The organism is Magnetococcus marinus MC-1 (genome assembly GCF_000014865.1).
Lineage (GTDB): Bacteria > Pseudomonadota > Magnetococcia > Magnetococcales > Magnetococcaceae > Magnetococcus > Magnetococcus marinus.
This window is the reverse complement of record NC_008576.1, coordinates 151,174-165,881: the sequence shown is the minus strand read 5'-3', so window position 1 is coordinate 165,881 and position 14,708 is coordinate 151,174. Positions and strand designations below refer to the sequence as shown.

Annotated in this window: 15 protein-coding genes; 4 read left to right on the top strand and 11 right to left on the bottom strand. The window is 54.6% G+C overall.

What is annotated here, in order from left to right:
• Positions 1 to 22 precede the first annotated feature (22 nt).
• The gene (locus tag MMC1_RS00795; protein ID WP_011711855.1) at positions 23 to 517 is read left to right on the top strand and encodes a hypothetical protein; all 495 of its coding nucleotides are present in this window, start codon (positions 23 to 25) and stop codon (positions 515 to 517) included.
• Between the two features lie 234 nt (positions 518 to 751).
• Here the strand turns inward: MMC1_RS00795 and MMC1_RS00790 are convergent, their stop codons facing one another.
• The 8 genes from MMC1_RS00790 to MMC1_RS00760 all read right to left on the bottom strand — a co-directional run bounded on the left by MMC1_RS00790 (position 752) and on the right by MMC1_RS00760 (position 6,981).
• Positions 752 to 1,027 carry a hypothetical protein gene (locus MMC1_RS00790; RefSeq protein WP_011711854.1) on the bottom strand — a complete coding sequence of 92 codons (276 nt, stop codon included), beginning with the start codon at positions 1,025 to 1,027 and terminating at the stop codon, positions 752 to 754.
• Positions 1,028 to 1,593: 566 nt separating this feature from the next.
• Complete coding sequence (locus MMC1_RS21795; RefSeq protein WP_160162640.1) at positions 1,594 to 1,767, bottom strand: hypothetical protein; 174 nt, start codon at positions 1,765 to 1,767, stop codon at positions 1,594 to 1,596.
• Positions 1,768 to 1,826: 59 nt separating this feature from the next.
• Entirely contained in the window at positions 1,827 to 2,036 is a 210-nt protein-coding gene (locus MMC1_RS00785) for a hypothetical protein (protein ID WP_011711853.1), read from the bottom strand.
• A gap of 269 nt (positions 2,037 to 2,305) precedes the next feature.
• On the bottom strand, positions 2,306 to 2,710 hold the full coding sequence (locus tag MMC1_RS00780) for an STAS domain-containing protein (RefSeq protein WP_011711852.1): 405 nt from the start codon (positions 2,708 to 2,710) through the stop codon (positions 2,306 to 2,308).
• Positions 2,711 to 2,925: 215 nt separating this feature from the next.
• Positions 2,926 to 3,954 carry a hypothetical protein gene (locus MMC1_RS00775; protein ID WP_011711851.1) on the bottom strand — a complete coding sequence of 343 codons (1,029 nt, stop codon included), beginning with the start codon at positions 3,952 to 3,954 and terminating at the stop codon, positions 2,926 to 2,928.
• The gene (locus tag MMC1_RS19365; RefSeq protein ID WP_143711319.1) at positions 3,941 to 5,626 is read right to left on the bottom strand and encodes an HAD-IIIC family phosphatase; all 1,686 of its coding nucleotides are present in this window, start codon (positions 5,624 to 5,626) and stop codon (positions 3,941 to 3,943) included. The genes MMC1_RS00775 and MMC1_RS19365 overlap by 14 nt, the downstream gene beginning before the upstream one ends.
• 5 nt (positions 5,627 to 5,631) lie before the next feature.
• Positions 5,632 to 5,922, bottom strand: coding sequence for a hypothetical protein (locus MMC1_RS00765; RefSeq protein WP_011711849.1), 291 nt, complete (start codon positions 5,920 to 5,922; stop codon positions 5,632 to 5,634).
• A 30-nt stretch (positions 5,923 to 5,952) separates the two neighbouring features.
• A complete protein-coding gene (locus MMC1_RS00760) occupies positions 5,953 to 6,981 on the bottom strand; it encodes a polysaccharide deacetylase family protein (RefSeq protein WP_011711848.1) in 1,029 nt (342 codons plus the stop codon).
• Between the two features lie 143 nt (positions 6,982 to 7,124).
• On the opposite strand from MMC1_RS00760, the gene clpB reads away from it, so the two are divergent.
• The 3 genes from clpB to MMC1_RS00745 all read left to right on the top strand — a co-directional run bounded on the left by clpB (position 7,125) and on the right by MMC1_RS00745 (position 11,886).
• Complete coding sequence (gene clpB, locus MMC1_RS00755) at positions 7,125 to 9,710, top strand: ATP-dependent chaperone ClpB (protein ID WP_011711847.1); 2,586 nt, start codon at positions 7,125 to 7,127, stop codon at positions 9,708 to 9,710.
• A gap of 143 nt (positions 9,711 to 9,853) precedes the next feature.
• Positions 9,854 to 10,738 carry a polyphosphate kinase 2 gene (ppk2, locus tag MMC1_RS00750; RefSeq protein WP_143711318.1) on the top strand — a complete coding sequence of 295 codons (885 nt, stop codon included), beginning with the start codon at positions 9,854 to 9,856 and terminating at the stop codon, positions 10,736 to 10,738.
• A gap of 236 nt (positions 10,739 to 10,974) precedes the next feature.
• Complete coding sequence (locus MMC1_RS00745; protein ID WP_011711845.1) at positions 10,975 to 11,886, top strand: hypothetical protein; 912 nt, start codon at positions 10,975 to 10,977, stop codon at positions 11,884 to 11,886.
• An 81-nt stretch (positions 11,887 to 11,967) separates the two neighbouring features.
• Here the strand turns inward: MMC1_RS00745 and htpX are convergent, their stop codons facing one another.
• The 3 genes from htpX to def form a co-directional block, all read right to left on the bottom strand.
• On the bottom strand, positions 11,968 to 12,813 hold the full coding sequence (gene htpX / locus MMC1_RS00740) for a zinc metalloprotease HtpX (RefSeq protein ID WP_011711844.1): 846 nt from the start codon (positions 12,811 to 12,813) through the stop codon (positions 11,968 to 11,970).
• 111 nt (positions 12,814 to 12,924) lie between these two features.
• Complete coding sequence (gene fmt / locus MMC1_RS00735) at positions 12,925 to 13,863, bottom strand: methionyl-tRNA formyltransferase (RefSeq protein WP_011711843.1); 939 nt, start codon at positions 13,861 to 13,863, stop codon at positions 12,925 to 12,927.
• Complete coding sequence (gene def, locus MMC1_RS00730; protein WP_011711842.1) at positions 13,860 to 14,381, bottom strand: peptide deformylase; 522 nt, start codon at positions 14,379 to 14,381, stop codon at positions 13,860 to 13,862. Before def ends, fmt begins: the two co-directional genes overlap by 4 nt.
• Between the last annotated feature and the right edge of the window lie 327 nt (positions 14,382 to 14,708).

The window sequence follows — 14,708 nt, the reverse complement described above, 5'->3', positions numbered from 1 at the left end:
ACGTTTAGAGAGCGCCAAAACCATGCCAATATCCACACAAAAACATAGTTTTATTAATTTATTACAAGCAGAGCACCATGAACTGTTAACCCTGCTGGATGCCGTGGATGCACACGGTGTCGAACACCCCTTCGGTTTTTATGGCTTACAAGCGGCTGAACAGCTCATTAAGGAACATTTGCTCAGGGAAATCGAGTTTCTATATCCGTTTTTACGGCAATCTGTTGCCCATGACGCTCAATTAATTCATGAGCTGGTGCTGTTAGAAACCGATATGAAAAGCATTCTACACTGGGTCGAACTCTTTTTTGAAACCTACGCCCATAGCACAACCCATGAAAATCTAAAAATAGATTATCAAAAGCTGAAACATGCCATACAAGAGCGTATTCAACTTGCCCGTGAGCGTCTACTCCCCCTCTACCAAGAGTTGACCGCCCTTACACCAGCACCTCATGATCGTGGTCTAACCACAACGATCAACCGAGACTCTAGCCCCCACACACACCACTGTTAACTCAACAACGGCTCCGCTACCGGAAAAAAAGCTCCCTTTTCGCCGTGCCCGCTGCGATAGGGCGCCCCGTCACCACGTACCCCCCGTTTCAGCCCACCGAATAGCCATGAACTGAAACGGGCCAAGGTCACTTGATCTTCCCGACAAAGCCAAACATCGAAACACCACGGGCTGGGTTGGATTGCCAACACGGGGAAACCCCTACTGCGTCGATGCCCACACTGGCCCCTTAACCTAAGACCAATCATCCTCAAACGCATCGGCTGGGGGAAACAGATCTTCATCCTCAAACCAGTTGTCTGGTGTGTGGCTATCCACCTGACACTGGGCACCGGAAAGTCGGGCGGCCTCATCATACAACTTGGCGATAATACGGTCCAAACGACGCAGCTCAGCATCCTGTAGCTGACCACTGTTGGCCAACTCCTGCAACTCAATAAGGGTGGGATCATTCAGTTGGGCAAAAATTCGACGACGCGCAATGGCATCGGCCATAAAGCTCTGGTGCATGGTGTAATCCCCTCGTGCAAAGCGGAAATTCAAGTGAACACCATGGCTACAAAACAAGAAGCAGGCCAACCGATTTTTCAATCTTATCTAACTGTAAATATTTGGTATTTTTGTTTTATCGGAGAGGTATTCTGGGCGGCATTTAGTGCCTGAGGGGAAAAAGAGTCCACCGCTTATGGGGTAAAAAGGGAACGGACAGTGCGGTGAAGACGCGGCGGAAACCGCACTGTCCGTATATAACCTCATGCCAACTGGCACTTAAACACGCCAGTGGAAATACAAATGAGGCATGAGATCCATCAACAGACCGACTTTTAGTCAACCTTTAAGCAGCCAACCCCCACAATCGATAGGTCTGTTTGATGCCATGGCTGGTCTTGGACCATCCAATGGTAGTGGGTATATCCATCCTGGACATACCTTGGCCTTCCTTGGCCGCAGCACACGAGGTGCCCGGGGCTCCACCCCGTTTCATGACGACGCTCTACCTTGCAGCGGGTGGGAATCCTTTCCCGATCCATCCTTGGACCATGCCCTGTGGCGTTTCCTTTGCCACCGTGGTCTGCTTAGGCGATACCGCCGTCCATAATCCGAAAATGCGTCTTGTGGCTCTTGCGTTGGTAGGTTGGTACCTGCCCACTCACCAGCCATTTGTGCAGATCCTTTTTGGTCAACATAATCAGGGTCTGCGTGGCTGTGTTTTTTTCAGCACTGGGTGCATGATTGGGTATGGGGGACATCGTACGCCTCCTTGGCCAAAGATCCCTGCTTCTTGACAGCGATCTTGCTACGCCATCTCCTAATCCGTGGAGAATGGACTTTTCCTGTTGGTGGAACATGGAGCTTGCCGCAGCAAAACCTCACACCCCTGTAACATATCCGGCAACTGCGAACCGGAGATTAATGACCGCTCTGACGGTCGCATAATGGCATCCAGATAATCCTCGTACTGAAACAGATCTGCCTCTTCTGCATTGATCCACTCCACACGCTTTACACGATTTGCCATTCTAACGCCTCTCCCACCAGCGGACATTCTGTGTCTGGGATTTGATCAGCCTCCTGCCGAACAAATCTTTCCATACCCCTAATAAAGCACCATTTATGCCATATTAAAAAACCATAACGTATCCATATAGATACGCATTATTATGCAGAATTTTATCAAACGGTTTAGGGCAGAGTGTCGGTGTTATGACAGGTGCATATGAGGGTGTAGGGTACAAAGCAAACCATGGACCACAATCCGCAACAATCGGGTAGGAATGCAAATCGGTATTAGAGGGCGTTGTGCCCCCCATTTAACATGGGCTGAACTGAAGCTGCTGTGGCGGTGGATTGAGCTGTTTTGGGGCTTTGTTGAATGGTGTAGAGCCGGTGAAAATTGGAAACCCTAAGCGTGTGCAACACCCGCTCAGACGGATTGCACAAGATAACATTATGAAAGCCATGGGCATGATCACGTAACTGCAACAGAGAGGCCAGCCCTGAACTGTCAATGTAGGGAACCAAATCCATATGCAGTGAGACCTGCTCACCCTGAGGGTGGGTCTCCACCGCCTTGAGAAAGGCTACTTGATTTTTGGCATTCAAGGGTTCATCCAACTGAATATGTATTTTACCCTTTATATTCCACGTTTTAATCATGGTACCCCACCCATCATAATCGATTGCCCTGCTCATGCTTACCTCTATTACCCTAAGCGCCCTGCGCTATAATTACCATTTCGTTCTATCATATCAAGCATATTTCGTTACGATAACTCTTTTTATCTTACCTAGTTAGGTGAAGATATCACAAAAAATAACGACTTAATCTTACATATTCTACCGCCCGTATGGGTGTAATGACTTGATGATACTATTTATATTTATAGCGTTTTCTGCCAGTTAGCCGACTATTTGTTGGTAGATGCCAAGCGATTGGGGCGATCCTGATCCCCATCCCCCCGCCAGATGCGGTGCTGGGCCTCGCCCTTAAAGGCGTAATAGATGCATACATTGCGTGCTTCAAAGGGTTCAAAATAGTTGGGCACCATCAGTTCACCCTGAGCATCGACACGGTGCAAGCCCGCCTGCTGCAAGGGGGTGGTATCGGGCAGGTGTGCCCATAGATCCACATATTCACACTGCTGTTGCACAATCTGTTGGCTCAACGCACCACCACAAGCACCCAGATGATGCAGCTCCCCCACATAATCCACCACCCGCAGCGCACAGTGGCCCCCATGACACACCTTGCGTGCCACCAACAGCGCCACCGGCTGCTCCCCCCGTACCACGCCAAACAGTTGATAGTCATAGTAGGGGTGTTCTAAATAGCGGCTCTGGAGATAGCGGTTACTCTTGGCCGGAACCGCCTGCCCATTCAAATCCGGCCATGCTTGTAAAGCCGCCGCGTGCAATGGCACCAATTGGGCGTCACCAAGGGGCACCGTGGGCGCCACAAAATCCCTCGGTCTATGGGCCAGTTGAGGCACCAAGGTTGGGTGAAACAGCACATATTGGCTAAGCTGACCAGTATGAAAACCCAACGCTTTATAGAGCGCCATCACCGCCGTATTAATACCCACGGCACCGATCCAGCTATGGGGCTCCTGCTGCATCAACGTCCTTAATAGCGCAAGGCCCAGCCCCGCCACACCACAATCCTCCCGCACTTTCCACAGTGCCAGCCAGATGCCATGCCGCCCCGCCAGCGCGGCATCAAAACGGGTCATCGTAATATATCCCAATACCCCCAACAGCTCCGATCCCCGCCACGCCAACATAAAATCGTAGCCCTGTCGCCCCACCCCACGGTGTTGCCACTCAAACAGCCCCGTATGGTTGCCCATAATATGGCCCTTGCTCCAGTGCTCATCAATAAAGGCCATAACCGCATCCCGTTCATGCATCTCACAGCGGCGTATCTCAACCTTGGACATGGGGCAACTCCTCCAACATCACATGCTGGGGTTGGGGATAGGGGGTCACGCAGGACCAGCTAAAGGTGTGCTCTGGGGCTTCTGTCAGGCCAGAGCCACGCAGAAAGCTTAAACAGGGCGCGTTCCGGTCGGTGGGCCGATAGTGGGCCACCAGCCGCTTGGCCCCCTGGGCCATAGCCCAAGCCACCCCACGATGCAGCAGCAGATGCTCCACCTGACGCCCCATCACCCGGCAGCTTAAAATCAGATCGGTGATCACCGCCTCTTCCCCCTCCAGCGCCACCGCCAGAATGCCGGTTAAGCCAGAATCCCCAAACCGATCCGTCACCGAGGCCGCCCACAAAACATGCCCCGGCTGCTGCGCCCAGTGGTGAATCTGCGATTCCGAAAGACGCCGGGTAGAGATATTCATCTGATTGGTTTTATTAAAGAGTTGCTCAACACGGGGGAGATTGACCGGGGTAATGGGGCTTAAACGCACCTGCATACCCAGGCTTTGCAACCAATCCCCATGGTTGGCCAATGTGCCTTTGGTCTCCTGCCGCGCCCGCTCGGCCCGCACCATGGCGGCCCGTTGGCGATCTTCATCACTTAGCGCCGGTAGCTCAAAACAGTTCATGGCACGCAAAAAGGCTGCATATTCACTGGGCTGCTTGGGCCACTCCGGCACCAACACCTGGGGCAGCGCCTCGCGCACCCTACCCCGCTCGGCGGGATTATCATCAATAAAGACCACCGATTGCAGCCCAAGATTGATCTGCTGGCTCAGCTCCACCACATTCTGCGCCTTATCCTGCCAGTTGATGCGCCAGCCGGCCAAATCCTCCTTTTTCAACACCATCTCCGGGTGCTTCTCAAAGGCCGCCAAGGCCACCTCTTCGGTATTTTTGCTCACCACCCCCACCAACACACCCCGCTTGATCAAACCTTTGAGCGCCCGTTGAAAATCCTGAAAGGCCTCCCCCCCGTGGTCATGGCCACCGAGGCGAATGCCCTGCCAACCGGTCTCGCCGATAATGCCGCCCCACAGGGTATCATCCAGATCCACCAGCACCAGCCGTCGGGAACGCCCCTGCAAGCCATCCAACACCGCCAGAATATCTGCCGCCGCCGCTTCAAATACCCCATTCCCATACGGGGTTTTGCTGGCATAGGCCATGCGCGGCGAAGCCGCCTTATTACCGGCGCTTTGCAGCCACGCTTGCGTATCCAACAGGTGGATATTGGCCGCATCAGCCAACTGTTGCGCCAGCAGCAGATTGGCCCGCGCCAGCAGATAGCGCAACCCCAAACCCGGCTGCCAATCCAACATGCCATACCCCCGCTCCTGGGGGGGCAGCACCCAACTGCTCACCAGTAGGTGCTTAACCTGGGTGGCATGGTGCCGCAGTTGCTGAGCAAAATGGCGCACCTCCCCCTCCAATACCTGCTCATCCACCGCCTCAAATTGCAGCCCTTGAGCAAAGCTGGGCAACACCCCCTCGGCACGGCACCACACCATCACCACCGCATCCTCCCGCTCAGGAGGGGCCGCGAGGGTTTGATAGGGTTGACCAAAGGGGCTTAGGGTTGCCTCCAGCGGCGTATCCTGCTGGGCATGGTTGAGCAACCGGGCCAGCACACTGAGGTTAAAATCGCTAATCAGGGTAAGCGGGGTCTTGGAGATGGCCATAACCATTAAGCCTGTTCAACCAACCACTGAGTCAAACGACCCAAGGTGTGAAAATGTGCCATATTGCCCTCATCGGCCATGGCATCCAGCAGGGAGAGGGAGAGATCAAGCTGCTCCTGCAACTGCTCCTCCACCGCGACAAACAGAGTGATCAGGGAGAGGGAGTCCAACACCCCACCCTCACCCACCAAAATGGTCTCGCTATCTTGGCTCTGTAGGCGGCTCTCAGCTGGCAGTTGACGGTTAAGCTCGGTGATGGCCTCGGCCAAAATGGCCGCAATGGTCGCTTGTTGCATGGATCCTACTTTCACGGCTAGAGATCAAATTTAGGGGGCGAGTTGGAGGTAGTCGGCGTCACCCTGACGGGGCAACACATTGGTGTCCAGCCGTGGCAGGCTCAGGGCGGTATCACGGCCAAGATCCACCCCGAGGGGTTCTGTGGTTACCGCCACGCTGAAACCATACTCCTGTAACAGTTGCTGGGTTGTGGCATTATACCCCCCGTAGGGATAACAGAAGCTGGCGATTGGTGTGCTGGCCCCTAGATCATCCAGAAAGCTCCGGGTCTTTTGAATATCTTGACGCGCCGCCTCTGCATCCAGATGGTTGAGCCAGTGGTGGGCATCCCCATGTCCCCCCACATGCATGCCCCCTTGAATCATCACCCGTAGCTGGGCGCTATCCATGTAGAGTTCATGGGCAAAGGCGGTTTCATCCTGCGTGACAAACTGGCTAAACAGGTCGTGGGTTATCTGCTGACGCAGGGCCTGAGGCAAGACATGCTGGAGCATGCGCTTAAAATAGATGACCTGGGCGGTGTCATAGCCAAAGGGCTTTTTCCAGGTGGCCTCATAGTGTGCAACTGACGCCAACCCATAGTGTGCGGAGGCCGCTTCAATGGCCTGATTAAGGGCGCTTATCAGTCGGTCCTGGTCGGCAACACTGGCTAGAATAAAGTGGATCTTGTTGACATCCAGCAGTTGACGCCGCTCCACCGCACAGACCGGTGGGAAAAAAGCCGCCGTCAAACCCCGCGCCAGCAAGTGCGGGAAAACATGCAGATAGTGATCCAAATACCCATCGTCAAAGGTCAGCAGGGCACTACGCGGTGGTAGGGGTTCCGCACCGACCAACGCCGCCGCCAATTGCTCCATACCAATCACCTGATAGTGCCGCTGAATATAATCCAGTTGGCCTAAAAACGCCTCTTTTTCCAAGCCTTTTATCGCTGGATAGCGGCTCTGCCGTAGGGGGCGAACATAGTGATACATCACAATGTGCAGGGTGCTAAGCATAGATGCGTGGGCCTGTGGTTGGGGGTCAACAAGGGGCGTTTGAGCACCATCATGGCGCATAGCGGTTCATTCGTGTGATGAAGAAGCAAAGCCTGTACCACATACCCCAGCCGTTTTTGTTATACTGGTGCGCCCCCCTTGCATTTGCGCACCGGCATCCCTATCTGCTCAGTGACAGCCCGATTACACCCGAGGAAGAGACCATGAAACAGGAACAACTCACCAGCAAATCTGCTGAAGCCCTGAATAGCGCCGTCGGCCTCGCCGCCGAGCGCAACCACCAATTTGTCGAACCTGAACATCTGCTGCTGGCCATGCTTGAGCAAAAAGATGGGGTTATCCCTGCTCTCTTGATTAAAATGAATACCCCCCTGCCCGCTTTGCAACAGGCCACCAGCGTGGCGGTGGAGAATCTACCTCGGGTACACGGTGGGGGGGCTGCGCAGACACTGCCCTCCCGGCGGCTACAAAGTTTGTGGCAAGATGCCGAGCGCGAAGCGGCAACCCTGCGCGATGACTACACCTCCACCGAACATTTTCTGCTGGCTATGACCGAACACAAAGAGGGGGCACTACCCTCCCTTTTACGCCCCTTTACCATTACCCGCACAAGGGTGTTGGAGGCCTTAAAAACCGTGCGCAGTGGGCAACGCGTCACCAGTAAAGAGCCTGAAGGAACCTTTCAGGCCCTTGAAAAATATGCCCGTGACCTCACCGCGTTGGCAAAAAGCGGTAAATTGGATCCCGTCATTGGCCGCGATGAGGAGATTCGCCGCACCATACAGGTGCTCAGCCGTCGCACCAAAAACAATCCGGTGTTGATCGGTGAGCCCGGTGTGGGTAAAACCGCCATTGTGGAGGGGTTGGCGCTGCGTATGGAGCGGGGGGATGTGCCCGAATCCCTCAAGGGGGTGCGGGTGGTGGCCCTGGATATGGGGGCGTTGGTGGCGGGTGCCAAATATCGGGGTGAGTTTGAAGAGCGCCTCAAAGCGGTCATCAAGGAGGTGCAAGAGGCTCAGGGCAAGATCATTCTGTTCATTGATGAGATGCACACCATCGTTGGCGCTGGCCAAAGCGAAGGAGCCATGGATGCAGGCAACCTGCTCAAGCCAGCCCTGGCGCGGGGTGATCTGCACTGTGTGGGGGCCACCACCCTGGATGAGTACCGTAAACATGTGGAGAAAGATCCCGCCTTGGAGCGCCGCTTTCAACCGGTGCAGGTTCGCGAGCCTTCGGTGGAAGCCACCATCTCCATTTTACGAGGCATTAAGGATAAGTATGAACTGCACCATGGGGTGCGCATTACCGATGCCGCCATTGTGGCGGCGGCCACCCTTGCGCATCGCTACATCAGCGACCGTTTTCTCCCGGATAAAGCCATTGATCTGGTGGATGAAGCAGCGGCCCGCATCCGCATGGAGATCACCTCCAAACCCCAGGTGTTAGACTCCCTTGATCGCCAGATCTTACAGCTACAGATTGAGCAGTCTGCCCTGAGTAAGGAGAAGGATAGCGCCTCTCGCGAGCGCTTGACCAAGCTGGAGGCGGAGTTGGCGGATCTTAAAGAGAATGCCCACGCCATGACCATACGCTGGGAGCAAGAGCGCCTTAACATCAAACAAGTGGGCATCCTTAAAGAGACGTTGGAGTCAACCCGTCTCCAGTTGGAGCAGGCCGAACGCAGCGGCAATCTGGAAAAAGCGGGGGAGCTGCGCTATGGCACCCTACCCAAGCTGGAGCAGGAACTGCAAAAGGCCCAAGAGCTTGCCGCCCAGAGTCGTGAAAATCCACTCTTAAAAGAGCTGGTGGATGAAGAGGAGATCGCCACCGTGGTGGCCCGCTGGACCGGCATTCCCGTGGCCCGCATGTTGGAAGGAGAGAAAGACAAACTGCTCAAGATGGAGGAACGGTTGGGCCATCAGGTGGTAGGGCAGGAGCGGGCGCTCCAGGCCATTGCACGGGCGGTCCGGCGGGCACGGGCCGGGTTGCAGGATAATAACCGTCCCATTGGTTCCTTCTTTTTTCTGGGTCCCACAGGGGTGGGTAAAACCGAGCTGAGCAAAGCGTTGGCGCAGTTTCTGTTTAATGATGAGAGCGCCATGGTTCGCTTGGATATGTCCGAGTATATGGAAAAACATACGGTGGCGCGGCTGATTGGTGCCCCGCCGGGTTATGTGGGCTATGAGGAGGGAGGCCAGCTCACCGAGCAGGTACGCCGCCGCCCCTACAGTGTGGTGTTGCTGGATGAGGTTGAAAAGGCCCATCCCGATCTGTTTAACACCCTGCTCCAGGTGTTGGATGAGGGGCGCTTAACCGATGGTCACGGGCGTACCGTGGATTTTCGCAATACGGTCCTCATCATGACCTCTAACATCGGTTCCCATTTAATGGCAGAGGGCGGCCCCACGGCTCAGGTAGAGCATAGGGTTATGGAGCTACTTAAACAGACCTTTCGCCCGGAGTTTCTCAACCGATTGGATGAGATCATTCCCTTTCACGCCCTGCAACGTGAGCACATGGGCGCCATTGTTGACATACAGCTTAAACGTCTGCACAAACTGCTGGATAAATTAAATATCCGTTTAGAACTGGAGCCTGCCGCCCGCGCCGCCCTGGCTGAAGAGGGGTATGATCCCATCTATGGGGCACGCCCCTTAAAACGGGTTATGCAGCGCCTGGTCCAAGACCCCCTGGCAGAGGCGATGCTCAGCGGTCATCTGCACGAGGGGGATCGGGTGGTCATCCACTTCGATGGGGAACAATTTGTGATAAATCCTGTTCACCGTTAACGATTGGACGTATGGTGAAAGGTAATCTCTATGGGCCATTTATTTTGGTGAAAGGATTGAGCCAACGGGAACAAAACGTAGGCGTTTCCTTTTATTTGGCGTACACTGAGGGGAGAGTCCGTCACATATTCTGATTGCCTTTGATGTGGAGGAAAATGCAGATGTCCAAAAAAGATAAAAAGCCCGAGGCTCAAGCCGCTGAAGCAGCGCCTCTCATCCACACCATTGATGAGAAATCTGAAAAGAAGAAAAAGCTGGATTCCAAGTTCTATGAAAAAGAGCTGGTCAAACTTCAGGTTGAGCTGGTGAAGTTGCAGGAGTGGATCAAAGCCGAAGGTCTACGCGTGGTTGTGATCTTTGAAGGCCGGGATGCCGCAGGTAAAGGTGGTGTGATCAAGCGCATTACCGAGCGCTTTAACCCACGCATTTGTCGGGTTGTTGCGCTAGGCACACCCACCGAGCGTGAAAAAACCCAGTGGTATTTTCAGCGCTATGTCGCCAACCTACCCGCAGCCGGTGAGATGGTGTTGTTTGACCGTAGCTGGTATAACCGCGCTGGGGTTGAGCGGGTTATGGGTTTTTGTACCGATGAAGAGTACAAAGAGTTTTTACGCTCTTGCCCCGAGTTTGAACGTATGTTGGTGCGCAGCGGCATCATTCTCATCAAATATTGGTTTTCGGTGAGTGATGATGAGCAGGAGCGCCGCTTCCATGCACGGGTTGAAGATCCGGTTAAACGTTGGAAATTGAGCCCCATGGATTTGGAATCCCGCCAGCGTTGGGTGGAGTACTCCAAAGCCAAAGATGAAATGTTTGCCCACACCGACATCAAACAGGCCCCTTGGTATGTGGTCAATGGTGAGGACAAAAAACGGGCCCGTTTAAATTGCATCACCCATCTGCTCTCCATGATCCCCTACCAGGATCTCACGCCAGAGCCCATTAAGCTGCCCAAGCGCCGGGCCAACATGTTGGGTTATGTGCGTCCCCCCAAAGGTGAGCAGACATTGATACCCGAGAAGTATTGATCCTATTTCTTGAGGTTGCGTTATCAGAAGAGCCGGTTTTTAACCGGCTCTTTTTTTGGCTGTAGGCCACACCAAGCTCTGTACAACATGACCCCGGCATAGGGTTTATTCATCATTTATCATCATGTAATTTAATAAAAATATTTATACATTCCAAAATAATAACGCCTCAAGACGAACCTTCGTAATGAAAATTTGTCTCAACTACAGGCACACATTTTGTTAAGGAGCCATCCATGGGGCAGTATCTCGAAAACCGACCGCGTTTCGGTTATGGGCACCCTGTCCATTGCGATAAGCGCCTATTACGGGTCATCTCCTTTCAACGTCTTATGGGTTACATGGGCCGTTGGCTGCATGGGGTGCCGTCCCAGATTGGAACTCAGCAAGATTTTCAAAGGCGGGTTAAAGATTTACGGGGCGAGCTGGACTATCTGGATAGCCTCGGCATGGTATTACCCCACGTTGCCAACCGCCATAATGGACTGCATGGCGACCCCCACCATTTTACCACCTTTGCCGACGCCCTAGAACTGACCATTGATACCATTTTGGGGCGTATTACCACCCGCCGCGCCGACCGTTACAAGAGTGATGATTTTAGCGCCTACCTGGCTTTGACCCTTAAAGAGCAGCAGGCGGGCTGTTTACCCACCAACCGCGACGGACTGCACACCCTAAATATTCGTGCCCGTCAGCTTGGCTGTGTGCTCACCGCCATGGTTACGCTATTGATGACCCGCGAGCAGTGGCGTGAACTTTTTATCTATGCATACGATGATGAGCAGCTCGGGCGTTACGCCCATCTTGAGGCCCAGTTGACCCGTGGCCGCCAATGGATACCCGATTATCTAAGCTATCTTGGCATTACTGGCAGCTATCTACTCCAGCGCCGCTTGCAGCGGGCCACTACCGATCCGGGCTTGAACGGGCAGGATTGCCAAGCATTGATCGACCGCATTCACGCCACAGGCTTTGACGATGAACGGTTTTTGGCACAGGTGAATCGCGCCCGTCAAACCGCTCTGCACGCTTCTCACGGCTGCCGTGAGTTTATTATGGATGATGCAGGCGGTTGGCAAGAGCGGGTACATGGCGGCCATCCTGGTCGCGCCTGGACCGCCCTGGTCCCTTATAAAACCGTTTAAGGGATATGGCGTTTGGGGTGTGGCCATAAAAAAACGCGGGGGGTGTCACACCCCCCGCGTTTTTTATGGGTATAAAACCCCTTAGCGACCGGTCATCCGTTGCAGTTTACGAATGCGCTCCGGGATGGGTGGATGGGTGGAGAACAACGAACCCAAACCCCCCGCCAAAGGGTTGCAAATGTACAAGTGCGCCGCCTCAGGATGCGCCTGAGCCACCGGGCTGGGAATCTGTTGCACCCCACGCTCCAGCTTATGCAAAGCGCTGGCTAACCACAGGGGATTGCCGCACAGCTCCGCACCCACACGATCCGCCTTATACTCACGGGTACGGGAGATGGCCATCTGGATCAGTGCCGCCGCAATGGGTGCTAGGATCATCATAATCAAGCCCATCGGGCCACCACCACCCTCCTCTTCATCCCGGTTGCCAAAAATGGCCGCAAACTGCGCCATGTTGGCGATGGCGGTAATGGCCCCGGCAAAGGTGGCCGAGATGGTGCTAATCAGGGTATCTCGGTTCATCACATGGCCCAACTCATGGGCCATCACCCCGGCCAGCTCCTCGCGGGTGAGTATCTGCATCAAACCGGTGGTAGCCGCCACCGCCGCATGTTCAGGATCCCGCCCCGTGGCAAAAGCGTTGGGCGAAGGATCATGGATGACATAGACCTTGGGCATGGGCATCTTGCCCCGTTTTGCCAAGGATTGGACCAACCCGTAGAGTTCGGGAGCCTCTCGGGGGCCTACCTCCTGGGCATTGTGCATGCGCAGCACCATCTGATCCGAGTTCCAGTAGGCATAGAGGTTCATACCCCCCGCAAACAGCAGGGCGATGAGCATGCCACCCTGGCCACCCAAGGCAAACCCAATCATCATAAACAGCGCCGTTAATGCCGCCAACAACATGGCTGTCTTCATGGTGTTCATCGCTACCACTCCTTGTGCTTGCTGCCAACCGAACCCTCTTCATGGTTCAGCCCACCTGGGCATGCGCCCCCCAAAGAGCGCCCTACCCCCCTTTAACGGTGGTGTGTACCCTTATCCTTCGCCCAACCGCTCCCCCTGTTTGACCCCATGACCCCGTAACCACTCCCCAGAGCTCATCCGTTTTTTGCCCGCCGCTTGAACCTGCGCCACCCGCAACGCCCCATCCCCACACGCCACCACAAAGCCATCCTTCTCCACCTCAATCACCTCACCTGGGGTACCGTGACCCACCACCACCGAAGCGGCAAACAGCTTCAAGGGTTTGCCTTGCCACAGGGTAAAGGCACACGGCCAGGGATCAAAGGCTTGAACAGCCCGCTGAATCTGTATCGCAGGTTGGCTCCAATCCACCAACCCCTCCTCCTTTTTCAGCTTAGCGGCATACGTTACCCCCTGCTCTGGCTGAATCTGCGGGGTTAGCCCCTCATGTTTGATGCGGGCTAGGGTCTCTACCAACAAGCCTCCCCCTGCGGCCATGAGCTGATCGTGCAACTGGCCGCCGGTGGTGTGATTATCTATAGACTGCACCACGGTGCTGTACATGGGGCCGGTGTCCAACCCCTCCTCCATGGCCATGATGGTGACACCACTCTGGGCATCCCCCGCCAAAATGGCCCGCTGAATGGGGGCCGCCCCCCGCCAACGGGGTAGCAACGAGGCATGGACATTGATACAACCGTGGGTTGGTATCTCCAACACCTCCCGCGAGAGAATTTGCCCATAGGCCACCACCACCACCACATCCGGACGCAACGCCCGTAATGCCGTCACCGCCTCGGCTTCCCGCAGCCGATTGGGCTGATAAACCGGGATACCGTGTTGCTCGGCCAACTGCTTGACCGGCGTTTTTTGCATCTTCATGCCACGCCCCACCGGCTTATCTGGCTGAGTAAACACAGCCACCACCGTATCGGGTCCATCCAACAACGCCTGTAGCGTGCCGGTGGCAAAATCAGGGGTACCCATAAAGACCACACGCCAAGCTGTCATGAGGCTTGCTCCGTTTTAAGCTTTTTTAGCTTTTTTATTATCATCGTGCGCTTGAGCGAGGAGAGATGGTCAATAAACAGTGTGCCATCCAAATGGTCGATCTCATGCTGTAGACAAACCGCAAACAGACCATGCGCCTCCAGCGTCACCAGCTCTCCTTGGGCATTAAGACCCCGTACCACCACATGCTCCTTGCGGTCTACCTTACCGTAGCTCTCCGGTACCGAAAGACACCCCTCCTCCCAGGTGATCTCACCCTCCGCAGCAATGATCTCTGGATTGGCCAAACAGTAGGGTTCGCCATCCTGCGCGGCGGCTTCTGAATAGGTGACATCCACCACAATCACCCGCTTGGAAACCCCCACCTGGGGTGCCGCTAAACCAATGCCGGGTGCGGCATACATGGTCTCTAACATATCCCGCATCAACTGCTGGATCGACGCATCTACCGCCACCACAGGCTCCGCCCGTTTTTTTAAAACCGGATCGGGGGCAGTAACAATGGGCAATATGGCCATTGCAGGCTCCTTATTCTTATGCTGCATATAGGGTCGCCAAGACCCCTTTACAAGCGGTAGATCCACCTTGCAGACGCAGAAAAACCGTCACTTCTAACGAAGTGATACGTTACCCAACCCGCAAGTTCAAAGGTTAGCAGAAAAAAAGTGGGGAAAACGGCGCCAATTGTGCGACAATGGGGAAGTTTCTACCATAAAAATAAGAATATTTGAATATTAGCTTTTTTGCTATTGCATTTCCGAATTAGACCCATTATTTTGAAAAATACTCAGGGGCCGGTGGTGGCCTGACTAGGTGCGCTCCGCTCATCTTCCACGCTACCCCAC

Coding starts and splice junctions, on each gene's coding strand:
- MMC1_RS00795 (WP_011711855.1), top strand. CDS start 23: ATGCCAATATCCACACAAAAACATAGTTTTATTAATTTATTACAAGCA.
- MMC1_RS00790 (WP_011711854.1), bottom strand. CDS start 1,027: ATGCACCAGAGCTTTATGGCCGATGCCATTGCGCGTCGTCGAATTTTT.
- MMC1_RS21795 (WP_160162640.1), bottom strand. CDS start 1,767: ATGTCCCCCATACCCAATCATGCACCCAGTGCTGAAAAAAACACAGCC.
- MMC1_RS00785 (WP_011711853.1), bottom strand. CDS start 2,036: ATGGCAAATCGTGTAAAGCGTGTGGAGTGGATCAATGCAGAAGAGGCA.
- MMC1_RS00780 (WP_011711852.1), bottom strand. CDS start 2,710: ATGAGCAGGGCAATCGATTATGATGGGTGGGGTACCATGATTAAAACG.
- MMC1_RS00775 (WP_011711851.1), bottom strand. CDS start 3,954: ATGTCCAAGGTTGAGATACGCCGCTGTGAGATGCATGAACGGGATGCG.
- MMC1_RS19365 (WP_143711319.1), bottom strand. CDS start 5,626: ATGGCCATCTCCAAGACCCCGCTTACCCTGATTAGCGATTTTAACCTC.
- MMC1_RS00765 (WP_011711849.1), bottom strand. CDS start 5,922: ATGCAACAAGCGACCATTGCGGCCATTTTGGCCGAGGCCATCACCGAG.
- MMC1_RS00760 (WP_011711848.1), bottom strand. CDS start 6,981: ATGCGCCATGATGGTGCTCAAACGCCCCTTGTTGACCCCCAACCACAG.
- clpB (WP_011711847.1), top strand. CDS start 7,125: ATGAAACAGGAACAACTCACCAGCAAATCTGCTGAAGCCCTGAATAGC.
- ppk2 (WP_143711318.1), top strand. CDS start 9,854: ATGTGGAGGAAAATGCAGATGTCCAAAAAAGATAAAAAGCCCGAGGCT.
- MMC1_RS00745 (WP_011711845.1), top strand. CDS start 10,975: ATGGGGCAGTATCTCGAAAACCGACCGCGTTTCGGTTATGGGCACCCT.
- htpX (WP_011711844.1), bottom strand. CDS start 12,813: ATGAACACCATGAAGACAGCCATGTTGTTGGCGGCATTAACGGCGCTG.
- fmt (WP_011711843.1), bottom strand. CDS start 13,863: ATGACAGCTTGGCGTGTGGTCTTTATGGGTACCCCTGATTTTGCCACC.
- def (WP_011711842.1), bottom strand. CDS start 14,381: ATGGCCATATTGCCCATTGTTACTGCCCCCGATCCGGTTTTAAAAAAA.